Origin of the sequence: Micromonospora cynarisoli (assembly GCF_030518815.1) — a bacterium.
Classification (GTDB): domain Bacteria; phylum Actinomycetota; class Actinomycetes; order Mycobacteriales; family Micromonosporaceae; genus Micromonospora; species Micromonospora wenchangensis.
In genome coordinates this window covers 7,316,465-7,342,457 of record NZ_CP130426.1, presented here as the reverse complement: position 1 = coordinate 7,342,457, position 25,993 = coordinate 7,316,465, and the positions used below count along the sequence as shown (strand labels likewise).

Annotated in this window: 14 protein-coding genes and 2 pseudogenes; 8 read left to right on the top strand and 8 right to left on the bottom strand. The window is 69.9% G+C overall.

Translation table 11 applies throughout. The features are described 5' to 3' along the window. Positions 1 to 6 precede the first annotated feature (6 nt). The 6 genes from eccD to Q2K16_RS32170 form a co-directional block, all read right to left on the bottom strand. Positions 7 to 1,410 (bottom strand): type VII secretion integral membrane protein EccD, encoded by a 1,404-nt coding sequence (gene eccD, locus Q2K16_RS32195; RefSeq protein ID WP_302742420.1) that lies wholly within the window; start codon positions 1,408 to 1,410, stop codon positions 7 to 9. Continuing rightward, positions 1,407 to 5,378, bottom strand: coding sequence for a type VII secretion protein EccCa (eccCa, locus tag Q2K16_RS32190; protein ID WP_302742418.1), 3,972 nt, complete (start codon positions 5,376 to 5,378; stop codon positions 1,407 to 1,409). Before eccCa ends, eccD begins: the two co-directional genes overlap by 4 nt. Positions 5,379 to 5,397: 19 nt before the next feature. Next, positions 5,398 to 7,998: a hypothetical protein gene (locus Q2K16_RS32185; protein WP_302742416.1), complete on the bottom strand. Its 2,601-nt coding sequence runs from the start codon at positions 7,996 to 7,998 to the stop codon at positions 5,398 to 5,400. Then, positions 7,998 to 8,780 carry a hypothetical protein gene (locus Q2K16_RS32180; protein ID WP_302742415.1) on the bottom strand — a complete coding sequence of 261 codons (783 nt, stop codon included), beginning with the start codon at positions 8,778 to 8,780 and terminating at the stop codon, positions 7,998 to 8,000. Before Q2K16_RS32180 ends, Q2K16_RS32185 begins: the two co-directional genes overlap by 1 nt. 107 nt (positions 8,781 to 8,887) lie before the next feature. Continuing rightward, on the bottom strand, positions 8,888 to 9,178 hold the full coding sequence (locus Q2K16_RS32175; protein WP_302742414.1) for a WXG100 family type VII secretion target: 291 nt from the start codon (positions 9,176 to 9,178) through the stop codon (positions 8,888 to 8,890). Between the two features lie 30 nt (positions 9,179 to 9,208). Continuing rightward, positions 9,209 to 9,541, bottom strand: a complete 333-nt coding sequence (locus Q2K16_RS32170; protein WP_302742412.1) for a WXG100 family type VII secretion target — start codon at positions 9,539 to 9,541, stop codon at positions 9,209 to 9,211. 256 nt (positions 9,542 to 9,797) lie between these two features. On the opposite strand from Q2K16_RS32170, the gene Q2K16_RS32165 reads away from it, so the two are divergent. The 3 genes from Q2K16_RS32165 to Q2K16_RS32155 are packed head-to-tail and all read left to right on the top strand — an operon-like array spanning position 9,798 to position 11,919. Continuing rightward, positions 9,798 to 10,202: a YbaB/EbfC family nucleoid-associated protein gene (locus Q2K16_RS32165; protein WP_302742411.1), complete on the top strand. Its 405-nt coding sequence runs from the start codon at positions 9,798 to 9,800 to the stop codon at positions 10,200 to 10,202. A gap of 8 nt (positions 10,203 to 10,210) precedes the next feature. Continuing rightward, positions 10,211 to 10,915 carry a WXG100 family type VII secretion target gene (locus tag Q2K16_RS32160; protein WP_302742410.1) on the top strand — a complete coding sequence of 235 codons (705 nt, stop codon included), beginning with the start codon at positions 10,211 to 10,213 and terminating at the stop codon, positions 10,913 to 10,915. Continuing rightward, entirely contained in the window at positions 10,915 to 11,919 is a 1,005-nt protein-coding gene (locus Q2K16_RS32155) for a hypothetical protein (RefSeq protein ID WP_302742408.1), read from the top strand. Before Q2K16_RS32160 ends, Q2K16_RS32155 begins: the two co-directional genes overlap by 1 nt. A gap of 25 nt (positions 11,920 to 11,944) precedes the next feature. Here Q2K16_RS32155 and Q2K16_RS32150 read toward each other — a convergent pair whose 3' ends face one another. Continuing rightward, positions 11,945 to 13,585, bottom strand: coding sequence for a protein kinase domain-containing protein (locus Q2K16_RS32150; protein WP_302742406.1), 1,641 nt, complete (start codon positions 13,583 to 13,585; stop codon positions 11,945 to 11,947). 353 nt (positions 13,586 to 13,938) lie between these two features. Between Q2K16_RS32150 and Q2K16_RS32145 the strand changes: the two genes are divergently transcribed. From Q2K16_RS32145 to Q2K16_RS32135, 3 genes are all read left to right on the top strand, one after another. Beyond that, entirely contained in the window at positions 13,939 to 22,641 is an 8,703-nt protein-coding gene (locus Q2K16_RS32145) for a DUF8616 domain-containing protein (protein ID WP_302742405.1), read from the top strand. Positions 22,642 to 23,007: 366 nt separating this feature from the next. After that, positions 23,008 to 23,337, top strand: coding sequence for an HflX-like GTP-binding protein (locus Q2K16_RS32140; protein WP_302742404.1), 330 nt, complete (start codon positions 23,008 to 23,010; stop codon positions 23,335 to 23,337). 112 nt (positions 23,338 to 23,449) lie between these two features. Further along, positions 23,450 to 23,977 (top strand): HAD domain-containing protein, encoded by a 528-nt coding sequence (locus Q2K16_RS32135; RefSeq protein ID WP_489671948.1) that lies wholly within the window; start codon positions 23,450 to 23,452, stop codon positions 23,975 to 23,977. A 255-nt stretch (positions 23,978 to 24,232) separates the two neighbouring features. Here Q2K16_RS32135 and Q2K16_RS32130 read toward each other — a convergent pair whose 3' ends face one another. Next, positions 24,233 to 24,559, bottom strand: a complete 327-nt coding sequence (locus Q2K16_RS32130) for a hypothetical protein (RefSeq protein ID WP_302742401.1) — start codon at positions 24,557 to 24,559, stop codon at positions 24,233 to 24,235. A gap of 8 nt (positions 24,560 to 24,567) precedes the next feature. On the opposite strand from Q2K16_RS32130, the pseudogene Q2K16_RS32125 reads away from it, so the two are divergent. After that, positions 24,568 to 24,669, top strand: a pseudogene (locus tag Q2K16_RS32125) (DNA-binding protein); the annotation flags it as partial. A 3-nt stretch (positions 24,670 to 24,672) separates the two neighbouring features. Beyond that, positions 24,673 to 25,886: pseudogene (locus Q2K16_RS32120) on the top strand (tyrosine-type recombinase/integrase). Positions 25,887 to 25,993: the final 107 nt, after the last annotated feature.

The window sequence follows — 25,993 nt, the reverse complement described above, 5'->3', positions numbered from 1 at the left end:
GTCGTCCTATCCGAACAGCCCGCGGGCCCAGGCGTAGGTGTGCAGGAGCTGCAGGCAGACCGGCAGCACGGCGAAGGCGATCACGACGTCGAACACCGTCGCGGTGAACTCCCAGATCGGCAGCAGGCGGCGCGGCCACGGCCGGATCGAGGCCAACACGGTCACCACGAACAGCACCGTGAGCAGGATCAGGATCAGCACGAGCCACCCGGTCGTCACCCGCCCCGAGGCGCGGATCACCACCATGACCGCGCCGGCCGAGCCACCCGCGGTCAACGCCACGCGCTGCCAGGTGTCGAGAAAGACGCGGGCCCGCAACAGCACCCCGGCGGAGAGCACGACGACGATCGCCCACGACGCCCAGCCACCGGCCGGCAGGATCACCGCGAACAGCACCGGCAGAGCCACGCTGACGCACACCACCAGCACGATCAGGTAGTTCTCGGCGCGGTTGGCCCGGCTCGCCACGTCCTCGGCCGGGTACGGCTCCGTGTCGTACTGCAGCTCGCTGCCGGTCTTGGGTAGTTGCGGACCACGCAGCCGGCCGGCCCGCAGCACAAGGTTCGGCGCGAAGAGCACCAGGGCGAACAACACGGTCGCGCCCAGCCCCGCGGCACCGGCCGCGTCCAGGCCGCCGAGGGCACGCAGCCCGAGCACACCGACGACGATCACGCTCAACCCCGCGATGGCCAGGAACACCGGGTACCTGACGGCAGGCGCCCACACCGCCTGCACCACGACGAGCAGCAGCGCGACGATCCCGGCGGCGCCGGCACCGGCGGCCAGACCCGGACCCGTGACGACGGCGCGGGCGGATTCCCCGTCCACGAGGTCGGCCGTCACGATCGCGGCCAGCCCGCACGCGCCGATGCCGGCCAAGGTCGACAGGCCTGGGGTGGGCAGCAGGTGGGCGGCCAGCACGGCGGTGACCAGCAGCCCGACGGCCAGCGCACCGCCGAAGCCCTGGCGCAGCCCGCCCGGACCGGCGTCGAGCAGCACTACGGTCAGCAGCGCCAGGACGACGGCCGACACGCCGATGAACAGCGGCCGCCGATACCCGGCCTGCCACCGGTCAGCGCGTTTGTTCACGGCCTCGGCGATGCCCTCGGCGATGTCGTCGAAGTGCAGTTCCGGCAGCTGGTTGACGACCGGGCGCAGATGCAGCCGCTCACCTTCCAGCCAGTCCAGCGACTCGGGAGTGCCGGCCGGATCGAACGGCGGGCCGCCCAGCCGCTGCAGCACCCAGGACTCCTCGGCGCCGGCCAGATCGGCGCCGGCCGGACCTGCCGTATGCTGCAGGAGCACCGGCAGCAGGGCGGCCACCGTGGTGGTGGCCGGCACGGCGAGGTCAACTCGCTTGGCCGGGCCCTCCACCGAGATCCGGCACAGCTGGTCCCCCGCGCTCGTCACAGCTTCTCGTCCCCTCGGTCCACTTCGCCGGTCTGGATGAGCTGCACACCGCGCCGGGTGACCAGTTGGGCCCGGCCCGGCGGCAGCTTGCGCGGAGTCGCCTCACCCAGGAACCGGCCCTCGTCCTTCGGGTACGACAGCAACGTCGCCGGCGTCCCCAGCTCCCACATCCGCCGGATCGCGGGGTCCCGCATCGCGGTCATCGCGCCGGAGGTGCTGCGGGCAACGATGAGGTGGAACCCGACCGCGACCCCCTGGGCGATCATCGGCAGCAGCGGGGTCAGCGCCGAACCCCCGGCCGGGCCACCGAGCAACTCGTAGTCGTCGACCACCACGAACAGTTCGGGGCCCTCCCACCAGTCGCGGCGGCGCAGGCGTTCGGCGGCCACATCCATGCTCGGCAGCCGCCGGCCCAGCGAGACCGCCGCCTGCTGAGCCAACTCGGCCAGCCCCTCGCCGGTGATCGCGTAACCCACGCGGTAGCCGCCCGGAACGGCGTCCTCCAGGTCCCGACGGGAGTCACCGACGACCACCTTGGCCTGTTCCGGGGTGTACCGCTGCCGGATCGCCCGGAGAACGAGCCGCAGGATGTTGGTCTTGCCGGTCTCGTTGTCGCCGAGCACGAGCAGGTGCGGGGTGACCATGAAGTTGTGCCAGACCGGCGCCAGCCGCTGCTCGTCGAGCCCGAGACACACCTGCAGGTCGGGCTGCGGTGACGGCAGCGCGGCCACGGGCACCCGGGACGGGAGAAGTCGTACCGGCGGCGCCGGCTCGCCCGGCCAGAACGTGGCGATCTCCTCGACGATCGCCTTGGTCGCCTCGGCGAGATCGCCGACGGAGGTGCGGCCGTCGAGCCGCGGCAACGCGGCGAGGAAGTGCAGACCCGCCGACGTGAGACCGCGGCCCGCCTGGGCGGGGACCGTCGCCGCCCGACGCGAACCGACCTCCGACTCCATCGCGTCGCCGAGCCGCAATTCCAGCTTGGTGCCGAGCAGATCGCGTACCCAGGTGCGCACCTCCGACCACCGGTTCGCGGTCACCAGGACGTGAATGCCGAACGACAGGCCACGCGAGGCCAGTTCCCCGAACGCCTGGTCGAGGTCGGCGAAGTCCTGCTTCATCGTGAACCAGCCGTCCACGACGAGGAAGACCCGGCCGTGCGGATCGTAGATCCGGCCCTCGGCGCGCGCGGTGAGATACGCGCCGATCGACTCGAAGCCGTGCTCGGCGAAGGCCGCCTCCCGGCGCTCCATCACCTGCCGCAACTCCTGGATGGTCCTGACCACCCGGTCGCGTTCCATCCGGGTCGCGATCGACCCCACGTGCGGCAGCCCGGCCAGCGACGCGATACCGCCACCGCCGAAGTCCAGGCCGTAGACCTGCACCTCGTACGGAGTGTGGGTCAGCGCGAGCGCGAGCACGATCGTGCGCAGCAGCGTGGACTTGCCGCTCTGCGGTGCCCCGGCGATCCCGACGTGGCCCTCGGCACCGGCCAGGTCGGCGACCAGCAGGTCCCGCAGTTGTTCACCGGGGCGGTCGACCACACCGACCGGCACCCGCAGGCGGCCGTGCATCTCGGCCGCCTCGACGCCCATGCCGCGCACCGCATCGGGCACGACGCTCGGCAGCAGGGAGTCGAGACTCGGCGACTCGGCGAGCGGCGGCAGCCAGACCTGGCGGGCGGGCGGACCGCTGCCCTCCAGCCGGGCGATGATGACGTCCATGAGCATCGCGGTCTCGGTCGCCGTCACCGGCTCGGCCGGCACCGCGCCGCCGTCCGCCGCCTCGGTCGGCGGCCGGCGGCGCGGCCGAGCCGCGCTGCCACTGGTGAACGGGACCACCTGGACCAGGGCCCGCTCCCGCTCGGCGTCGCGCTCCAGCGGTGCGGCCGGCCGCTCGTACGGCCCGGAGACGTACGCGCCCTTGAACCGGATGAGGCTCGTGGTGTCCATCTTGAGGTAGCCGTTGCCGGGCTCGGACGGCAGTTCGTAGGCGCTGCCCACGCCGATCACCGATCGCGACTCCATCGAGGAGAACGTGCGCAGGGCGATCCGGTAGGACAAGTGGCCCTCGACCCGGTTGATCCGGCCCTCGTCCAGGCGTTGCGAGGCCAGCAGCAGGTGTACGCCGAGGCTGCGGCCCAGCCGGCCGATCGAGACGAACAGGTCCATGAACTCCGGTTTGCTCGACAGCAGCTCGCTGAACTCGTCGACCACCACCAGCAGCACGGGCAGCGGGGCGAGCGGGGCACCGGCACCGCGGGCCTTCTCGTAGTCGAACAGTGACGCATACCCGCTCGCGCGGAGCAGTTCCTGCCGCCGGGTCAGTTCGCCGTTGAGCGCGTCCTGCATGCGGTCGACGAGCTGCAGCTCGTCAGCGAGGTTGGTGATGACCGCCGAGGTGTGCGGCAGCCGTTCCATGCCGAGAAACGTGGCGCCGCCCTTGAAGTCGACGAGCACCAGATTCAGGATGTCCGACGAGTGCGTCATCGCGAGGGCGCAGACCAACGTGCGTAGCAACTCGCTCTTGCCCGAGCCGGTGGCGCCGATGACCAGGCCGTGCGGACCCATGCCACCCTGGGCCGACTCCTTGAGGTCCAGCTCGACGACCTCACCGTCCTCGGTGACCCCGATCGGCACCTGCAGCCGAGCCCGCTGGGCCTGACGGGCCCGGGTCAGACCGGCGATGTCGTAGGTGTGCGGGTCCCGCACACCGAGCAGCGTCGTCAGCTCGAAGTCACTGTTCATCGGCTCGTCGACCAGTTCGAGGGTGCCGCTGGTGCGCTTCGGCGCAAGGACCCGGGCCAGGGTCTCGGCCTGTTCGAGGGTCATCGCGTCAGGGACCGCGCTGCCCTTGGCGTCGCCGGCCGGGAACTCCACCCGGTCGGCGTGCACGGTCAGCCGCAGCACCCGCGGGCCGCCCGGGAGCCGGTTGGTGAGATCGAGCAGGCCGACGTTACGGATGCCCTGGCCGAGCAGACGCGAACCGTCCGGCACGGTGGTGTGGTGCGCCACGATCAAGATGTACGGATCGGTGACGCTCGGCGACACCGTCCGGTCGTCGCCACGGTCCAGCAACTCCGGGCCGAGCAGATCGAACAGATCGTCGTGGTCGGCGGCGAACAGCCGCACCGGGCCGGCTTCATCCTCGGCCGTCGGGTGCGCGTTGTGCGGCAGCCACTTGACCCAGTCCCAGTGCTTCTCGCGTTCCGCCTCGCTGCACAGCACGGCGACGCGCAGTTCGTCGGGCGCGTGAAAGGTGACCAGCTGAGCGATCATCGCCCGGGCCAGCGGCAAAGTGTGATCGAGCTGCCCCTCCAGCTCGACGCTGGCGACACTGCGCAGGCCCACCGAGATCGGTACGCCGGACACCGTCCGGTACGCCTCCCCGAACCGGCGCAGTGAGATGGACGACAGCGGCTCCAGGTCCTCGATCGGCTTGGTGGACGGTGCCACGTACGTCACCGACGAGCCCTGCTCACCGAGCCCGATCCGCACCCGGGCGAAGTCGTCGTGGCTCGCCCGTCGCTCCCAGATCCGGCTGCCCATGGCGATCGACCAGAGCGCGCCCGGAGCCGGGTTGTTCCAGAGCACCGCCTGCCGCTGCTGCTGCGCGGACTCGCGGGCCCGACGGCGGATCTGCGCGATGTAGCGCAGGAAGTCCCGGCGCTCGCCGCGCATCTTGGTCTTGCGATCGGCGGCGTTGCGGCCGATCTGCATGGCGCCCATGCCGAGCATGCCGACGCCCATGATGATGCCCATCACATACATCACCGGCGAGCGGTTCGACATGCCGTAGAGCAGGAACATGCCACCCATGCCCAGGCCCATCGGGATGACCATGGCGAAGGCGCGCAGGTCCGGCTGAGCCGCTTCGGCCATCACCGGCGGTTCCTGCAACTCCACCTGGTCGTCGGGCAGCGGCGGGGCGTCGGCACGGGGCCGACGCTTGACGGTGACGACGCTCATCGCGTGCCTCCCACGCCGCTCACCCGATCACTCCGCCGGCCGGTCCGCCGCCCGGCCGCTGCCACACCGAGGTGTCCCGGTCGAGCAGGTCGGCGGCGTGCCGTTCGGGTGGCGTCGCCTCGTCGTCCGCGTCACGCGGGCGCTGTTCCTGGCGTAGCCGCTGCTGTTCCGCGCGGGCCTTCTCCTCGTACTGGCGGAGGATCTCGGCACGCTGCTCCGGCGTGAGGTCGGGGCCGCCGGACCGCACCGGCATTTCGGCCAGCAGCAGCGCCTCGAGGGATCGACCGGCGGGGCGGGCGCGAACGGCCGGTTCGCGGGGCGTCAACGGTACGTCGACCGGAGCGCCCGGTGGCTCGTCGCTCGTCCACGGCAGCCGCTCGCTGTCCCACGAGCTGATGTCGTCGTCCGACTCGCGCACCACGGCGACCCGGTCCGGCGGTGGCACGTCGGCGCCGGGGCTCCATGTGGTCGTCCGCTCGGCCAGCAGTTCGCCGGCCTCGGAGCGTTCTTCACCACGCCGTCGCTGCGGCACCGTGGGCGGAACCGGGAACAGCGGGCCGGCTGGCGGCGTGGTCGCGCTCAGGCCCGGCCGGGCACCGTCCGGCGCGTCCGGGCCACCCGTGGCGGAGGCGGCCGTCCAGTCCGTCTCGTCAGCGCCGAGCAGACCCGACGTGTCTGACCGATCGGTCGGAGCCGTACCCGGCTGCGGAGGCGACATCGGCGGCGCCCCCGGACCCGCACCTGCAGACGCGGCGGCCACCCGGGACGCGACCGGGGTCGTGCTGCCGGGCAGGGCAGGGGCCATGGCGCCCGGGACGGCACCGCTGGGGGCGTCCGGTGTCCCGGGAACCACTCCGGGCTTCCAGTCCGACGCGTCACCACCGAGCAGGCCCGACGAATCCGACCGATCCGTCGGACCCGTACCCGCCTGCGGCGGCGACATCGGCGGCAACATCGGCGGCGACCCCAGACCCGCACCCGGCCCCGACGGCGCACCGGCACCCGGGCCGTTCGGACCACTCAGGCCCGCACCCGGCGTGGTGCCGGCCGGCGCGTCCGGGGCACCGGGAACCGTACCCGGCTTCCAGTCCGACGTGTCACCACCAAGTAGACCCGACGAATCCGACCGATCCGTCGGACCCGTACCCGCCTGCGGCGGCGACATCGGCGGCAACATCGGCGGCGACCCCGCACCCGGCCCCGACGGCGCACCGGCACCCGGGCTGTTGGGCAGACCAGCACCCGGGGTGTTGGGCACACCGGCACCCGGAGCGTTCGGCAGGCCCGCACCGGCCGGGTCGAACGCCGGCGGTGTGGCACCCACGCCCGCGCCCCGTGGTGGTGCGCCGTCGAAGTCGGGTGGCGGGATGTCGGTGGATCGTGGGGTCGTGCTCTTTCCCGGCGTGGGGGGCGGCGGCAACGACGGTGCCTTCAGGCCGGACGAACCGCTACCCGGCCCCTGGCCGAATCCGGGCAGCCCGGCACCCGGACCGAACCCCGGGAGCCCGGCTCCCGGGCCCGAGCCGGCGCCGGGCGGGTCGGGCGGCGGCGTGACACGCAGCGCCGGGGGCAGCTGAGGATTCGGCGACGCCGTACTCAGGGTGGGCACTGCGGGCGGCGGCACCGTAGCGGTCGGCGGCGGGGTGACCGGTGGCGGCTCCACCTTCGGCGTCGGTACGGGCGGCGGCGGCCCGACCGGCGGCGGCACAGGTGGCGGCGGCGGCCCGACCGGCGGCGGCAGCGAGGCCGGCGGCGGAGTCGACCGAGGCCCGGCGGGGGGTGGCGGCGTCGACGGAGGCGGGGTGGGGGGCGGCGGCGGTGGCGGAACCGGTGGCGGGACGGGCGGCGGGACCGGCGGCGGTGGCTGCGGAGTCGGGGGCGGTGGCGGCTGAGGGGCCGGGGGCTGCGGCTGCGGCTGCGGCTGCGGCTGCGAGCCTCCACCCGAGGTGGCCGCGATCCGATCCACCCGGGATGTCTGCACCCGCAGGTACTCGCGAACGACAAGGGCCATGACCTTGCGCATCGCGTCGGTCAGGGCATCGGACGCACCCGGGATCAGGCTGATGTGCACCGTGCCGTCCCCCGTATCAGGAACGTGGTTGCGCGCCCAGTTGGCGTAGTACAGGTCGATGTAGTTGACCTGGTTCTGGCCCCATTCGAGAACGTTCCCGCTGTGGATCAGCGCATTGGGGACGCTCAGCTCCAGACTGGTCGTGGAGTAGTTGATGCGACGGGCCTGCTGGACGAGCGCGTTCGAGATGTCGGTGACCTTGTCGAGGAACGCCTGGGCGGCGGCGCCCTGCCACGCTCCCCCGGGACCGGCGAGCCCCTTCGCCTGCTCCCTCAGGTTCTGACCCACACCGAGCAGGACGGACTGCGCCTGGTCGAACGTCCGGCCCGCGTGGCGCAGAGACTCCGCCGAGATCAGGGCTCGGCTCTCCGCCGCCAGGGTCGCGTTGCCGGGACTGTTGTTGACCGCGGCGGCTCCGGTCAGGGCGGCGAGGATCCACTTCCAGTTGTGTTCGGGCTTGTTGTAGTCGTCGACGTCGGTCGGGCTGCTCTGCGCCCCGCCCGCCAACGTGTAGGTGCCGTCCTTTTCCTTGACGATCGAATCAGCCATCAGGGGGCCTGCCCCTTGCCGGTGCCGTTGGCGTCGTTGGCGCCGGCTCCGGTGCCCGTCCCGGTGGTGGCCGGGGGCTGGGTGCTCGAATTCCCGAACTCGTTGAAGCCGCTGATCTTGCTGAAGGAGTCCTGGAACGCCGCGTTGAGCTGCTGGGCGCTCAGCTTGCTCCACTCCTCGGCGGTGTCGAACTCCTTGACCAGCTTGTCGATGTCGGCCCGGATGAAGCCGAACGTCTCGGCCACGCTGCGCAGGAAACCCAGGGTGTCGTTGCGGAGACCGACCTGAACGGCGGAGGAGATGCGCGCGGCCGCTCCGAACGTCCCGGGTCGCACGTTCACGGTCGACACCGACCTGTACTCGGCCAGCACGAGATCTTCGAGGATCTTGACGTTCGCGGCGAACCGTCTCAGCGCGGTCGTGCTGACCACAAGATCCTTGCCGTCACCACCGGGTGCCTTGATCGGAGGCGGCATGCCGGCGGTGGCCGGCGGCGTGGGAACGGCCTTCGGGTCGGTCGGAATGCCGTCGTTACTCGGGGGCGGGGGGATCTTCCCGTCCCCCTCGCCGTAGTGGTCGATCCGATCCTGCACCTTGGCGACGATCTTCAGCTTTTCCTCGGTGCTCAGATCCGGCGCCACGTGATGCCGTTCGGTGGTGGGGTTCTCACCGCCGCCGGTCACGGTTTCGACGAAATCCGTGTCCTTGGTCCAATAGATCTGCGCTTCGAGGGCCGTGATGACACCCGAGTTGACGAGCGCCTGGACCGTTTCCGTCGACATGTTCGTCCTTTCCTCGCGAAGCTCGTCCTTGGCCCGCCGGAGCCGGCGCCGGGTCGATCGGCGTCGACAGCCGGCGCCGAGGTTGCCGAGAACAGCGCCCGGAGGTCCTAGTTGGACCAGATCTGGGCGGCCCGCTGGTCGGCGCTGCCGTAGCCCTCGGAGATGTCGAACAGTGCCTTCCGGCCGGCGTCCAGGGACGCGGTCATCGTGCTCAGGCCGGCCCGCCACTGCGCCTCGGCCAGGGCATAGGCTTGCTGCGCCGCACCGTCCCATTCACGCAGATGTGCACGGCAGTTCTGCTCCAGCTCGGCCAGCGCCGACTGGAGATTCTTGTTCACCGAGTTCATGTGGTCGAGCGTTTGGTCGGCGACGATGAAGTTGAACCTGTACGAACCCATGATCTGAGCCTTTCGATGGTCGTCGGTCGATCAGATGCCGGGCAGGCCCTGGGTCTGCAGAGTGCTGAAACGCTGAGCGGTCGAGGCCGCGAGGTCTTCCTGCGTCCGGAACAGCGCGGCGTTGCCGCCCAGGCTCTCGATCATGCTGTGCAAGGCGGCGATGGCCTTCTGGAAGCCCTCCTCCCAGTGATCCATGGCCTGGCTGAACGCCATCGAGGCGTCGCCCTGCCACGTGTTCTGCAGCACCGCCATCTCGCTGTTCACACTGGCCAGCTGGCCGGTGAAGATCGAAGCCTTCTGCTCGAACTCGGCACGAGCCGCGCTCATGCCCTCCTGGGTGGTCGATACCTGGGATAGCGCCATCACACGTCCTCTCGCGGTTTCTTCGTGTGCCGGGAGCTTCGCAGCCGACACGAGCCGCAGCACGGGTGGAAACTCGTTCGGTGCACTCGTGGACCGGTGACGTTGCCCTCCACGGGCATCCCCGGCCGAGCCTCGCCACGCGCGCCTGCCCGTGCGGGGAAGCGGACGTGCCCCTCCAACCCCAGTCGGCCCCGTGCCGCTTGTCGTCGCGTCCATGCACCCGGTTCGCTGAATTCCCCGACCGCAGGAGACAGGCGTGAGCGACAACGATCGACTCGAAAAGATCATCGAGGAGTACCAGAGCCGACGCCTGAGCTTCACCGAGCTGCAACAGCGCGTCCAGGCCATCTCGGCCACCGCGACGTCACCGCGCCGCGAGGTCGAGGTGACCGTCGACCACGCCGGCAAGCTGACGGACATCACGTTCACGGGTACCGGGTACCGGCGGATGGCGCCCAAGGAGTTGTCCGCACTGATCCTGCGGACCTGCGAGGACGCCCGCGCCAAGGCCGTGGAAGAGTCCGCGGAACTGCTGGCCCCGCTGATGCCGGGTCATCTCGACGCCCGCACGTTGCTGTCCGGGAAGGCGAGCCTCGACCAGATGATGCCGGCCGACGGGCCGTGCCTGCCCCCGTTCGTCCGCGAACAGCTGAGCCGTTAGGAGCCATCGTGTCCGAGCCGCTGTACGTCGATCCCGAGAACCTCGCCACGTACAGCCGTCCGTACGTGGCGGCGTCGCAGCAGTGGTCTCAGCTGGCCGACACGGTCGCCGACCTCCGGGCCCGCTACCAAGGTGTGTGGGGCGACGACGAACTGGGCCGGCAGTTCGGCCCCTCGTTCGTGGAGGGTATGGACTCGATCGAACAACGCGTCAAGACGATCGGCACCACGCTCACCGGACATGCGGAGGGCCTGGTGGAGAGCACCCGGATCTTCCGCGACGCCCGGGAGGACGCGGACTTCGTCGCCAACACCTTCCGCATCCAGACGGAGCCGATCGGGACCGAGGCCCCTCGACGGGAGAACCTGGTGGCGGCCACCCGAACCGCCGACACCATGCTTACGGGCACCCTGCCCAACCTGGTCCGACTGCCGTCGGAAAAGGACACCGCGGTCCTGCCGGACGTCGTACACCTGCCCACTCCGGCGGACGGCGGATCCCCGCCCGCCGGCTACGTCCGCTCGGTCAACCCCCACGACCAGCCCACCGGCACACCGGAAAACCTCGTCCACTCCGACGCCGTGCATCTCCCGCTCGTGGGAGAGCGACCCGATCTGGTGCACCTCCCCGGTCCGCACGACCAGCACGCCGAGCCACCGGTGACGCCCATCCGCGAAGACGAACTCGCCCTGCCCGTAGCGGAAGGATCCTGATGACCACGGCGGCCCTGCACGAGTTGCTGCTACGTCTGGCCGGCAACACCTCCGACGAACTCACCACAGGTGCCCGCGAGGAGTTGGCCGCGGGCCGCGCCGACGTGGCCGCCCGCCTGATCGCGTCCACCGCCGGTAACGGCTGGTTCCGGCCCACCGACGACGATCTGGCCCTGCTCCGATCCGCCGATCCCACGGTCGCGCTGCCGCCGTACGCGCCCGGCTCCGGCGCTGACTGGGAGTTCGCGCCGACGATCCCCGTCGAGGATGCACCAGGTGTGGTCGCGCTGGACCTGAGCGGCGACGGGCCTCCCGGTGACGTGGCCGACCGCACGGCCGTTCGCAGTACGGCCGGCATGGACGGCGCCGTCGCGCTCTGGTGTGCATGGCGCGCGCCATACGAGTTGAACCCCGACATCGGCCGCGTCTACCTGCTCCTGACGAATGACGCGCCGGACCGGCTCCCCGGTGTCACCGGCGAGCTGCAGGCGGCCCTGCGGACGGCGGGAATCGGCCAGCCTCAGGTCGAGGTCTTCCGCCCGGACACCGAGCTGCCGTGGTACCAGCGGCAGGCGCGCGGCCGCTCGGCCCTGCTCTGGGCACGGACGCCGCCGACGCCGGTGACCATCGCCCGCGACTTCGACACCATCGACCCTGTGCTCGGGCCCGGCTTCGACCCCGACCACGACCACCTGGAGGCCGCGGAGGCCGCCCAGGTGCTCGGCTACCTCGACGCCGGTGAGCCGCTGCTGTCCACGACCACCCGCGAGCCCGACGTCCTCGACACGTCGCTGGGTCAGGTGGTGCCGCAGAGCTTCCGTACCGACGGCACGTGGATCTGGACCGACACCGTCGCCTACTACCTGCGCACCTACGGCCTGGCCCCCGACGGGGAGTTCCTCGCCCACATCCGCGATCGCGGTTATCAAAGCACATCGATCGATGACGTCCTCCGGCACCGCGCGCTGGTCGAGCTGTTCCGCCCGGTCACTGAGCGGGCGTGACGGGCTGGACCGCGAACGGACCCGGTCAACGGACTTCGATCTCGTACAGCGAGTAGCCGTATCTCCCCGCCCGCTGCGTCCCGGTCAACCGGACGAAGCGGGCCGGCAGCTCGGCGACCGGCACCGTCACGGTGCCGCCGGTACCCGAGGCGGTGGCGAAGACCCGGGACCACGTGGTGCCGTCGGCCGACACGTCCACCTGGTAACTCACCGCGTACGCACGTTCCCAGCGCAGCACCACCTCGTTGACCTGCCACCTGGCGCCCAGGTCGACCCGCAGCCACTGCGGGTCACTCCATTCGCTACCCCAGCGGGTGGACAGGTCGCCGTCGACCGCCCGCAGGGGCGACCGGGACACACCCTCCGCGCTGGACGCCTCCACCGGCACGCCCAGGGCCAGGTTGCGGCCGGAGGCATTGATCGCGGCCTGAGGTACGGCGTCCTTCGCGGTCCGTGTGCCGGCGGCCGGCGACCGATGCGACGGTGACGGCGACGAGGTCGACGGGCGAGCCGGTGGCGACACCTCGGCGATCGCCGTCACGGACGGCAACGGGCTCGCAGGCACCGCCCGGCTCGGCAGCGCGGCGGCACTCTCGATCGGGCTCGGCGCGGCGGTCCGATCCTCCGCATCCCTGCCGGCGTCGCGGGACACACCCCAGCCGACGGCCGCGAGCGCACCCAGCACGGACAGGATCGTCGCGGCGACGAGTGGCCGCCGCCCTCCACCCCGGCGGGACGCCACCAGCCGCTTGGTCGGACCATCACCAGCAGCGGCGTCGACATCGTGTGGATGGTCCGCTTCCGGTCCGGGCCCGCACGTCGCCTCCGGCACGGGTTGTTCACCCAGCAGCATCGCCAGCAGCTGCGGGGCGGTGGGGCGATCGTCAGGCTCCTTGGCAAGGGCGAGTCCGACGATGCGGCGCAACGGCTCGGGCACCCCGTCGAGCCGGGGCTCCTGCGTCAGGATCCGGGCGGCGGTGGCCGACGGCGAATCACCCCGGAACGGCGTCCGTGCCGTGCCGGCGTACGTGATCACGCAGCCCCAGGCGAACACGTCGGCCGCGGCGGAGATCGGGACATCGGGGTCCTCGGCGAAGCGCTCCGGCGCCATGTACGCGACTGTGCCGACCCTCATGTCCGTACTCGTGAATCTGCTCGTCGTCACGAACGCCCGCGCCAACCCGAAGTCGATCACCTTGGGACCGCTGCGTGGCAGCAACACGTTGCCCGGCTTCAGATCGCGGTGGATCACGCCGGCGCCGTGGATGCCCGTCAGCGCCGTGGCCACCCCGACGGCCAGCGAGTGCAACGCGCCGCCGAGCAGCGGCCCCCGCTCGTTGACGACCTCCTCCAGGCTCGGCCCGTCGACGTACTCGACCACCAGGTACGGCGGATCGTGCTCAAGGTCGGCGTCCAGGTACTCCGCGGTGCAGAACGAGGGCACCTGCCGGGCCCGCTCCACCTCACTGCGGAACCGTCCGCTGAATTCCGGATCGGCGGCCAGCGCCGGCTGGATCAGCTTGACCGCCGCGTGGCGGCCGTCGTCGTCCTCGGCGAGGTAGACCACACCCATGCCGCCGACCCCCAGTCGGCCCACCAACTGGTAGTCACCCAGGCAGGCCGGGTCGGCGGAGGTCAGCGGGCTCACCCGGTACGCGGTATCCACCTGGTCTCCTGCCTCCAGACGGTTGCTCCGGCCCGCTCTCGGCGGTGAACGCCCACGTCACGACCGAGTCGGCGTGCGTCTCCACCTTCGCTTACCGGCTCCGGATCGCCCCGGTCCAGGCGGCCCGGTCTGCTCGATCGGTAAAGCTCCGCCGCCTGAAGCGGCTACCCACGGGTAGCGTGCCCAGGCCGTCGACCGACAGGGGCAACGACGCAGGGGTGTTCGAGCAGATAGACAGGCACCCCCCTCCTGCACGACCGAGCCAGGCCCGACATTGGTTCCTGTGCCATCGGCCCGGTGTCCGAGATCCGGACACGCCCGGGGACAGCCACGACATCACCGGAGTCCGCGTCATGGATCTACACATCCCCACCGACCCCGAATACCAATGGGCCTACACCGCGATCCTGGTCGCCTCCGGCGAACAACTCCCCGAAGCCGACATCACCGCACTACGCCAGATGACCGCCGAACTCACCACCCTCATCACCACGATGAGCGGACTCACCACCACCGGCCTGCCCACCACCCTCACCAACGCCCTGAGCGGCCACACCGCCGACACCTTCACCACCGCCGTGCACAACACCACCGTCGGCGTCCCCGACGACATCACCCTGCTCCACCAGCTCACCGAACAAGCCAACACCTTCGCCCTCGACGCCGAAAACACCCAGTACGCCATCACCATCGCCCTGTTCCTCACCGTCTTCGACATCTTCCTCGCCCTACTCTCCGGCTTCGCCTTTCTCATCCCGGCACACATCGCCACCGGCGCCGGCATCACCCGCACCCTCATCCGAACCCTCAAGACCCGCCACCTCACCCGGACCACCCTCACCAAACTCCGACCCCACACCCCACCCGCCCGCACCACACCCCCCACCCCATTACGAACCGCCACCGACACCCCAGCTTCAGCCATCAAGACCACCACTGACACACCACCGGCAACTACCACGCACACACCCGCCCCCCGCACCAGAAAACAAACCCTCACCCGATACACCGGCGAAGTCGTCCAGGAAGGCATCGAAGAAGGCGCCCAGGAAACAGCCGAAGACCTCGGCGCCAACCTCTGGCAAGTCAGCGACGGCACCCGCCGCCTCAACCAGATCAGCCCCGAACAACTCAAAATGGCATTCCTCGGCGGACTCACCATCGGAGCCATCGCCACCGCCTGGTCCGGCCTCGCCAAAAACCTGCTCCCCCGCTTCTCCCACACCTACAACGGCCGCGCCGTCAACGGCGCGATCGGCGAAATCCTCGGCGAACTCCTATTCGCCAGCCTCGTCGGTAGCACCTTCACCCCCTGGGCCACCGCCACCAGCAGCATGCTCCACTCCTACGCCAGCGACTACGCCCGCCAACTCAGCCACGCCATCACCAACACTCCCAACCCCCACCACCCCAACAACCGCACCCCCCATGGACCAAGCCCCACCGCCACCGATCACACCACCACCCACACCATCAACACCCACTTCGACAGCCTCATCGACCACATGCAGAACACCTCCTTCAGAAACACCGTCCCGATCCTCGACCTCCTCCGGCAAGAAACTCACCACCAGCACACGGACCGCCCACCCGTCCCCCCGAGCCTCACCACCACTCCGGCTTCCACAGCGGACGAAGTGACACCGCAACAGCAGAGCCCGACCGCACCCGGCCCGACCCGGCCACCCACCACAACGACGACTGCCACCACTGGCGCCGGCACCGGCCCGTCAGCCCTGATGCCAACCGGCGCGGACAGAGACGCCGGACTCCCGGCAATCGGAAAAACCCCGGCAACCACCACGACCGAAGCTCAGGCCGGATTCTCCGCTCCCGACGTGCAGACAGAGGCGACCAGGGTCGACGGTCCCCCGGCCTACGCGGTCGACGCTCCACCCGCCTACGAGGTCGACGCTCCACCGGCGCTGAAGGCCGACGGCCCACCTGCCTATGCGGGCGACAGCCCCACGGCGACCCACGACGTGCCACCGCCCGACAGCAGAGCCGCACCGACAGCCGGCACCGATACACCCAGCGCGGGCAACACCCCCGGATCGACACCCGTTGCCAGCGACGGACAGGCGGTGAGCAACGCAGCAGCGCCGCAGGCCGACAAACCCGCAGCGGCACCAACGTCGACGACATCTCCTCCGGGCACCTCCTCTGCGGGCACCGCTGCCCAGTCGCCCGCCGCGCGCGCCACCACCGTGACCGCGAGCCCTCAGCCGGCGTCCGTAGCTCCCGTCACGTCTCAGCCGGGCACCGGCGACGCCCACCGCGGCGACACCACGACGAGCCCGACCACGGCGACACCGGCGCGCGGGGAACCGACCGGACGATTCACCGAGATCGACGGCCCGGCGGTGGAGACCTCCCTCGACGGACCGGCGACCGCCGACAGCCCGGCGCCGTACCAGGCCAGCACCCCGACCGGGACCCCGCCGGGCCGTGCAGACGCCGTCGCATGGTCGGCCTTCGCGCAGACCGTCGACCGGCCGGGCACCCTCGACGCTGCCACCCCGGGTGGCCTCAGCGTCCGCGGCCTGCCGGCTGCCGACGTCGCGCAGCAGTTCGCCGGGGAACTCGCGGATCTCCGGCGTGTGTTGACCGAGCACGTCGTCGCCGTCGACCACCCCCTGCCCCCGATCGAATCCCGGTTGCAGACGGGAGGCCTGATCGGCGTCGACGCCGTGCCGCACCCCACACCGGTCACCGCACTCCCACCATCGCAGCGGGCGACGGTGTACGTCCCTTCCGGCCTGAACCTGACCGACCCGAATGCGGACCCGGCTCATCACCGGTACGCCCAGGAAGCCGTCACCACCGGCACCTACCGGGTCTACGGCATCGGTAGCCCGGACGGGATCCACCTCGGCAACCGCACGGTCAGCGCCCCCGAGCTCGCCGATCTGATCACGACCGACCCACGCCGGACCGACCCTCGTCAGCCCGTGGAGCTCATCGCCTGCGACACCGGCACCGGCTCGTTCATCAACGAGCTACGCCGACTCCTCCCCGGCACACCCGTCCAGGCACCGCTCGGACCGGTGTGGACCACGACCAGCGGTCATGCGATCGTCGCCGACATCGTCCACGTCGACGGGCGACCACGGCCCGTCCTGCCGGCCGGCAGTCGCACGGGCTGGACCCTCGGCACGGCCACGGCGGAACCCGGCCGGACAGCCGCCGACGACCTGACCGTCACCGAGGAAGTCGTCCCGCAGCAGCTTCCTCCCGGTGACCTCGAACTCGCTCCGGCGACGCACTGGGCGCTCGCTCTCGAGACCGAACTGCACGAGTTCGAGCTGAGCGGGACTCCGCTCACCTACAACGACGTCATCGCCGTCGGGCCCGGCGTCACCATCAAGGTCGACAGCGGCGACCGGTGGAAGATCCCGGAGATCGTCTCCGCACCCGGATCCGTCGATCCCGCCGAGGTACGACCGGACGGTTCCGCCACGGATCTCACCCGACGCACCCTCGATGTCGTCCAAGCCTTCCGGTCACTTCAGCCCAACGAGCGCAAGAGCCTGCCCGAGGTGCTCGCGGGCGTCAACGGGTTCGAAGCCACCGGCAAGGGCCCGGCATTGACGGTCCGGCGCATCGATCCTTCCGAGCTGTGGCAGGACGGTTCTGCCTTCTCCGGTACGTACACGCAGTTCAACACCGGCGTGGCGTACTGGCGCCTGAGAACCGAGCTCGCCGCCGACCTGGCGGCGCAGCCGCAGCACAGCGACTGGATCATTCAGCACCTTCGGAACGACCTCGTGAGCAACGGCCTGAGCATCGGCGACCATTTCGGTGCCACTCTCGCGGAAACCGACTCCCGCGTCGGGCCACTCGACGCCGAGGTGCTCGCCGGCACGCTCGCGCTGGCCTACCCACATGTGATGGCACCGATCGTCAGTGAACTGATCGGCCATTCGGACGTCATCAGCAAGCAGCTCCTCATCGACGCGAGCCGCATGACGTTCCGGGCTCTGCGCAGGGACCAACCCGTATCCGTCCGCCGTTTCCTCAGCGACAACGCCGCGACGATCCGATCGCGTTTCAGCGCGGTCACTCGGGACACACTGGTCACCCGGTTCGGCGAGTCCCGCGCTGTCGGACATCTGCGCGCGCAGGACCTGATCGACGCGCAGGGCGACCTCGATCTGTTCGCCGCGAACGCGGCTGGCCGGGCGCGTAGGGACTACCTGAACAATCTCCTGTTCGACGAGGTCGACGAGCGCGGCGTCCCGGTGCCCTTCATCGACCAGAACCGGGCTGTGGGGATCACCACGCAGTTCGACGAGTCGGACAACCGTGGCGGCCTCCCCCATCCGCTGGTCGTCGTGGAGAAGCGATACGTCAACCACTACCTCGCCGAGCAGGAAATCGCCTCCTTCGTCGAGCAGCTCATGGACAGGAACGCCGGGGCGGCCCCGCCGGAGCTGACCCGTGCCGATGCCATCCGGCTGCTGGCCGCGAACGAAGCCGGGATCCAGGCAATAGCGCAGGCGAACACCGAGCTGACCAACTCCCTGACCGAGTGGGAGGCGCAGATCGGCCAGGCCGGTTGGGCGAACTCGAACAGCGCCGCCGAGCACGACCTCCGGCGCGCGGCGCGCAATCTGGCCGAGGCCGAACTGAGCTTGACCTATGCGCAGGAGCGCCGCGCGGACGTACGCCGGTCCAGCTCGCTGGACGATCTGCGGGCGAAGTTCGACCACCTTGAGCGCAACGCCGCAGAGCAGTTTCGGGCCGCCACCGGTAATCACCGCGCGATCACCGCCGGGCTGGCCGCGGCCCGGAATCACCGGACGTTCACGCCGGTCGACGAACCACGCCTGGCAGCGATCACCGGCCGGATCCAGAGTTTCCCCGCACCACCACCGGCTGCGGTCAACGGAGTGGACCAGGCTCGCCGCCGCCTCGCCGAGGCGCGCGAGAATCTGCGGGACATCACCGGTCTGCTCGCCGAAGCCGGACAGGCACCGCCCAGCCGGCAGGAGTCCCTCCGCTCGCTCCGAGACCTGGCTACCGCGCACGCGCAACAGGCACACGGCGACTACTGGTCGGTCATCGCGACACTGATCCCCGCTGTCGCGGCGCAACCCGCCACCGTGAAGACCACGTTCGAGAACCTGAACGCGGACATCACCCGGGCCAACGACGCCTGGCGGCAGGAACGTGGCCGAACCCCGACCATCAGTCACCTCGACACCGCCCGGTCCAACCTCGCCGACGCGCGGCAGGCCGGCTCGGTCGCCGACCAGCTCCGTGCATCGCCGGCCCCACCTGATGCGGACATGACGCGGAGCAGCCGCACGAATGTGCAGGCCGCCGTCGGCAACCTCGTCGACGCCCTCCACGACGTACGGGCGATGCCGGAGATCGCCCCCGAAACGCCCGCCGAGGGCAACGCCGCCGTCCGAACCCTCCTCGACTCGATGGGCTCGGAGCTGGCCCGGGACAGCGACGACCTCGTCGAGACGGAGTTCAACCGGACGCTCGCGGAACGACACCTCGACGTGGCCTTCGACAATCGCCGGCTCGCGTCCGCGTACGCGTCGACCCTCGCCGACCGACCGGCCAGCGACGCCGGACGGCAACGGGCCGATGCGCTCCGCGATGCCGCGGACGATCTGGCCGATGCCGCCCAGCACCAGTGGGACCAGGCGGCCGACCGGCACGCCCAGGCCGTCCGTCACCGGCCGCGCCCCGGCGGCACGCTCTGGGGCCACGGTGCCGAACCGATCTACACCGACGCCGGCCTCATTCTGCTCGACCAGAACGACGAGACCCACGCCCGTCTGATCACCGCGGCCCGCAACGCCGGACGCAACGACCGCTACTACACGGTGTACGGCGAGGGTCGTGACGGCCGGCCGATCATGAACGGTCGCGAGGTCTCCGGGCCGCAGTTGACCGCCGCACTCGAACGGGACCCTAACTGGCAGGCCAAGCCACGCCCGATCCGGCTGGTCGTCTGCGAAACCGGAACGTCGTACGTCCACGAGGTGGCCGCCCTCAATCCGGGCGTACCCGTCAGCGGCCCGCTCACCGCCGTCTGGGTCACCCCGGGCGGTGACGCGTTCCCCGCCGCCGTGGACCGTTCCGGCGGTCGTCCCCGGCCCGCCCCTCCCGACGCACGGACCGATCTCTGGGTCACCGCCGTATCCCAGGAAGCGGGGCGCACCCCCCGGACCACCGCCATGCCCGACCTCCCCGGCACCCGGCACCCGGATTGGTCGCAGCGGGCCGACGCCCGCGTCCACTTCCTCGACGACGGCGCGGCGTCCGGCTTCGGCCCGGTGCAGCCGGTCTTCTCCGCGGCCGGGCTGCGGCTACTGCACGAGAGCGACAGGGCCCGGGTGGCCGCCTTCGACGATCTGGCGGACGGCGACGACTACAAACTCGCCATGGAGGGCCAGGAAGGCCGGGTCGAGGCCGGTGGTCACACGTGGAACGCCCGCGATGTCGCACGGTTGATCAAGGGCGATCCGGCGTGGACACCGGCCCGGAACATCTCCGTCATCGGTTGTGACGCAGGGATGCACTTCGTGCAGGAGCTCGCCGAGGAGTTCCTGGAGTATCCCGGACTGCGCATCACGGGAGCGCTGGGGCCGACCTGGACGAAGGACCGTCACGTCTTCGTCGCCCGGGCCACCGTGTCCGACGGCCGGCTCAGACCCGGCCGGCGCCTCGACGGTGACAGCTGGCTCACCTACGTCGTGCGGCCGGGCGGGCGGATCGACAGCGAAGGTCACGCGCAGTTCCATCTGCCGGGTTCGCCGCCGCCACCACCCGCCGCCGTCGCCGAAGCCGAGGTCATGTGGCGCCTCGGCATCGAGGTCGAGATATACGTCGAGCTCGATCGGCTCCTACTTCCCGATGAGGGGCCGGATGACGCTTATCTCGCTGGTGAGGAACTCCTGGCCACCTCCGACGACTTCACCTTCGTGGTCGAGATCAAGTACCGCCTCGACGACTCCGTGGACAGTGATCAGGACGACGACTCGGTCGAGGACCGGCCCGCGTACATCCTCGAGGTCGTCACGAGGCCGACCCGCGTGCTCCACGGTGAGAACGGGGTCGACTACGGGGTGGTCCTGCCACGGCTGGAAGGCATCGTACGCGCCCTCCAGCGTGTCCCGAACGGCCAGCGCGCACTACTGGCCGACGTACTGGCGCACGTGCCGGGCATCCAGTTCGAGAACTATCTGACCAATGACCCCGGACAACCGGTCATCTCGAAGGGCTCCGCGATCGAGGTCGTGGGCGGCGAGTTCGGCGCGCTCGGCAAACAGTGGACGCTCGGTGTCGAGAATCATATATGGATCGACATGCTGAGATATGCCGTCGCAAGCTACGACCGCACGGACGACGACCGCCCCCGGCAGATGGCCGACAACGGCGTCGCACTCGGCCGGGAGATCAAGCGGTTGTTTGACGTCTACACGTCCGGACGAGCGTTGCCGTGGGAGGGCTCGGCCGTGGGAGGGCTCCTCGCCGTGACGCTGCCCATACTCCAGGCATTGGTTCTGCTCAGAACCGACCGCACCGACAGCATCCTCAAGAGCTTCTTGATCATGGCACCCCGACACGACCCGCTGACCATGCGCGTCGGGCAGTCCGAGGAGGCGTTGGCGTTCCTCTCCAGTCAGGCGGATGCCATTGAGAACCTGATCCGGCCCTATCTGTCGACGGTCGATCCAGACGGTGAAATCGTCGATCCCATGGATCTCGACGGGTTCGGCGCGGCTCTGCACAGCGTGCTGCACGGACAGTGGTATCCGGACGGATCACCGGTGCCGCCTTTCAACTATCGTCACTATTTCGACATCGCGCCGAGCATCGATCAGGAAGACCCGCCCACGATGTCACCCTTCGAGCTTCGCAATCTGCGATACCACCGGCGCGACGGCATCGCCGGACTGCGCCGCCAGACCAACGAACTGGTCCACCGCACACGGGACGCCCCCGAACAAACCGTCACCAGCGGTGAGAGACGACGGCGCATCAACGGGAATATCAGGCTTGCCAACCGGAACATCGGCCACGCCCTCGAACAGGTTTACGCGTCAATCACGCTGGCTTATTCCGCCCCCTCGGACCTGATTGGCATGGCCCTGTCGCAGACTCAGGAGATCATCCAGGACGCGGTCCGGAACCTGGCCTTCGCGGCGAACGCCCTGGACGCCTTCCGCAACGACAACACGGCACGGGAGAACCACCTCGCGGCCCAGCGCACGTACGAGAATGCCACGACCCTCGAAACGGACATCCAGGCCGGTCGCTACGGCTGGTATCCCGATCCGTTCGTGGGAGCGGTCTTCGTCCCGGACAGCATCGGCACCGAGCACCGTCCGCCGCCGAGACGGCTGCCTCCCACCGCGAGCGCGACCGAACTGTCGACGATCCTCGCCCGGATGGCCGGGGTGTTCGTCGAGCACGGCGCGGCGGTGCGGGACCGGCTGTCCGCCATGCCGCAGGACGATCAGGTGACTGACGCGACCGCGTCATGGCTGAACCTGGCCAGGATGCTCAACGTCGCCCGGACCGAGGCCGGAGCGGCACGGGTCCGGGAGTTGACGCAGAATCTGGTCTGGGAGTACGAACGTGTGCACGAGCTGGTCACCGCAGCCGGTGCCGGCGACGGACTCCCACCGGTCAGCACGACGTTGCCGCCCGACGACTTCGCTGACGGCAGCACCCTGTCGCTCGCCCGGGCCGCGGACGACAGCGAATTCGCCGCGCTCGAACAGTTCGCCCGCGACGGCGCCATCGCCGAGGTGGCCACCCGGGACGCGCTCACCCCGGCCCAGTACTTCGCCCGCGAGGCCATGAAGATCGAGTTCACGGGTACCGACGCGAGCGACTTCGACGCCTACTACCGTGCTCGGGCCGACAGCGAGCACGCCCGCGCCTACGAACATCACTACGCCGCCCTCGTCGGCACCGAACCGCCGGTATCGGGAACGGTGCGCGAACCATCGCACAGCCGGCCGGCGTATCCGTCGATCGCCCCCGTCCCCACCGACGGAGACTCGCGGACACGACCACCCGCCTGAGCACGGGCCCGAGAGCCTCCCGACGGTCGTCCTCAGCCTCGGAACGCCACGGGGGCGGGCGCTGCCCGGCACCTGGTTGTCCTGGGAGATGTGCCGAACAGCACCCGCTCAGCGTCGGCCGGAATCAGCTGAGCTGGACGCCCCGCCCCTGCCGGGAGTGTGTTGATTTCTACGCAGTCCCTTCAAAGAGGCCGGGCTGCCAGACGACCGGGATGCCTGCCGCCAGCTCGCCCAGTGATGAACTCCCATGACCTGGACGTCCTGAGCGGGCACCACGACCGCCCGCGAGGCGGCGGGGCTTTGTAACCTTGCGTAGTGACAGGAAGGCAAACTGGGCACCCAAGCATCCGGCTGGCAGGTGCCGGCGTGATGCTGGTTGGCTTGTTCTCCGCCAAGGACAAACAGGTTGAGGCGAAACTTGACCTTCTGGCGGCTTCAGTGGAAGCACGTGGTGGACGAGTGGTTGGCCGGCAGGTCCAGAGGCGGGGTATCTCCCGCGGCGGCGCGAGCAGGATGACGTCGCCGTTCTCCCGGCGAACCCTGCTCAGCTCGGGCAAGGCCCACGAAGTCGCCGACGCATGCCGGTCAGCCGCGGTCGCGATGGCCATTTTCGTCAACCCGTTGACCGAGCATCAGCGGACAGTTCTCAGCGATCTGTTCGGCTGCCCGGTGGTCAGCGGCGACGACCTCGCCTGAACATCCGCCCATGCCGTTCTCGCGCCGCTGAAGGTCACCGGCCGCTGGCGTCAACGGCCCCGACCGCCCGTCGCGGTACGGTTCCGCAGTGCCCGCCAACGTCAGACGACCATTGATCTTTGTCGACATCGATGACGTGCTGATCCCACTACGGGCCCGACCGCACCAAGTCGGTACTCGTTGGAGCGGCACAGCGGCGGACGGTGCCGACCGCCACGGCAATCCCCTGTTGGACCGGCTCGATCCCGCCGACGGTCAACGGCTACTCGCCCTGCCAGGTGAGCTGACCTGGGCCAGCACCTGGATGGCCGAAGCCAACGAGGTCGTAGCACCCAGGATCGGTCTTCCCGCCCTCCCCGTCATCGACTGGCCCGACGACGAGAAACCACCGCGTGGAGTGCACTGGAAGACCAGACCGTTGGTGCGCTGGGCGGCAGAACGCCCATTCGTCTGGCTCGACGACGAAACCACCGACGCTGACCGGCGATGGGTCGCCGTACATCACCCACAACCGGCACTCCTGCACCACGTCGATCCACAGCGCGGACTGACCCACAGCGACCTCACGGCAGTACGCCGGTGGCTGGACCACCACAACGACATCGGCTGCTGCCGCGAGTCGGGCGGTCCGGCCGACTGACCGGACAGCCGACAAGCGATCGACGTGCTGCCAAGCGACCCAGGCGTGTTCCTGACGCCGATCGGTATCCACTCGCGGCGATGTAGTCGTGTCGGCTGGTCCCACCGACGAACGTTCACGGGAAGGACTCGTCGTCTCCAGCCAAATACACCCATGATCGCCTAAATGCAGTGATGCCTGCCTCAGGCAGCCATCCGGTTGAGAGGGGCCTGTTTCGCAATTAGGTAAGCACAGCTGCACCTCTCGGGTGGGGGCTCAGTCCGCTCCCCCTCCGCCGCCGGCATCGAAGTTCGCAGCGTCTCCATACCAGGCGTTCTCCACGATGGCGGCGGAGTGCCGATCGGGAACACCACGACCCCGGTGAAAGATGTCGCGATCAGGGCGCGGCGAGTCGCGGCGCATCGCCCGCATCGCCGCCCGCGCGGCCGCCGCCTTCTCCGCTGCACTCTGCGGCCGACGACCTCTGCGCTGGAGGATCAGGACCACGACGCCCGCCACAAGCCCGATGCCAGCGAGCAAGAGACACCACTGCATGTCCTCACGGTAGAAACAGCCCGCATCTGGACGGAGAAGCTCTCTCATGCCGCCGTAGGTGCAAGGGCCCCCGCGCCATCCGCGTCGGCAACACCCTGCGCTACCGGCGCAGTGAGGTCGAACGCTGGCTCGACGACCACACCGACTCGGAGCGGTGAGTCATGGCCCGACCCGAACTTCCCATCGGCACCTGGGGTGGCATCCGTACCGAGAAGCTCGCCCCCAACCGGTTCCGCGCCCGGGCCCGGTTTCGTGACTACGACGGCAAGACCCGCGACATCGAAACCACCGACGCCACCCGTGCCGCCGCCGAACGGGCGCTGAAGGTCAAGCTACGTGACCGCACCATCCCCAACGACGACGAGATCACCCGGGAGACCCGCGTCAGCCGGCTGGCCGAAGCGTGGATCGAAGAGATCACCGCCGAGGAACGGATCGCGCCCCAGACCATCCACCGGTACGAGACCAGCGTGCGTACCGCGATCCTGCCCGCCCTCGGCAACCTCCGAATCCGCGAGACCAGCGTCGGACGACTGGACCGGTTCCTCCGCGAGATCGCCAAGGACCGCCCCGCAGCGGCCAAAGGCGTCAAGGTGGTCCTCAGCCAGATGTTCGCGCTGGCCGTCCGTCACGGAGCGATCCCCACCAACCCCGTACGCGACACCGGTCGGGCTCCGCAAACCCCGCCGCACCGTCGTCGCCCTCTCCGACGAACACCTCCACGCCGTCCGCACCGCCAACCGCGACTGGCAGCGACCGATCCCCGGCAAAACCCGGCCCCCGACACACCGGCGACCTGGCCGACGTCGTCGACCTCATGCTCGCCACCGGCGCACGCATCGGCGAGATCCTCGCCCTGCGCTGGGAAGACCTCGACCTCGCCGCCGAACGCCCCACCCTGACGATCTGCGGCACCCTCGTCTTCGTCAAAAGCCAGGGAAACTACCGTCAACCCTGGACCAAGAGCGACGCCGGCTACCGGAGGATCGTCCTGCCCCGCTTCGCCGTCGGCATGCTCATGGCCCGCAAACTCGACGCCCCCGACAACCCCCACGACGCGATCTTCGCGTCCCGACGCGGCACCTGGCTCTCCCCCAACAACGTCCGCCGCCAGTGGCGTCAGGCCCGCGCCGACACCGACCTCGCCTGGGTCACCCCGCACACCTTCCGCAAGACCGTCGCCACCCTCATCAAGGAGGAGAAGGACACCAAGAGCGCGTCCGCGCAGCTCGGACACTCCAGCGAGGAGGTCACCGACACCTACTACATCGCCAAACCCGTCCAAGCCCCGGACGTCTCCGACATCCTCGAACGGCTCGGTGCCCACCGCCAGCGCCGTTCCACACCAGCAACACCCAACGATGCACATGGATGACAGAACCTGACCGCCACCCCTGGTAAACGGGGGGTTTTCGGGGGGCGATTCAAATCTTCATAGAAGAAAGTCAAAGCCCTGACCAACGTTCCCGCTGGTCAGGGCAT

Excerpts from the sequence above, each read along its gene's own strand:
- eccCa (WP_302742418.1), bottom strand. The coding sequence starts at position 5,378 with ATGAGCGTCGTCACCGTCAAGCGTCGGCCCCGTGCCGACGCCCCGCCG.
- Q2K16_RS32185 (WP_302742416.1), bottom strand. The coding sequence starts at position 7,998 with ATGGCTGATTCGATCGTCAAGGAAAAGGACGGCACCTACACGTTGGCG.
- Q2K16_RS32180 (WP_302742415.1), bottom strand. The coding sequence starts at position 8,780 with ATGTCGACGGAAACGGTCCAGGCGCTCGTCAACTCGGGTGTCATCACG.
- Q2K16_RS32175 (WP_302742414.1), bottom strand. The coding sequence starts at position 9,178 with ATGGGTTCGTACAGGTTCAACTTCATCGTCGCCGACCAAACGCTCGAC.
- Q2K16_RS32170 (WP_302742412.1), bottom strand. The coding sequence starts at position 9,541 with ATGGCGCTATCCCAGGTATCGACCACCCAGGAGGGCATGAGCGCGGCT.
- Q2K16_RS32155 (WP_302742408.1), top strand. The coding sequence starts at position 10,915 with ATGACCACGGCGGCCCTGCACGAGTTGCTGCTACGTCTGGCCGGCAAC.
- Q2K16_RS32145 (WP_302742405.1), top strand. The coding sequence starts at position 13,939 with ATGGATCTACACATCCCCACCGACCCCGAATACCAATGGGCCTACACC.
- Q2K16_RS32130 (WP_302742401.1), bottom strand. The coding sequence starts at position 24,559 with ATGAGAGAGCTTCTCCGTCCAGATGCGGGCTGTTTCTACCGTGAGGAC.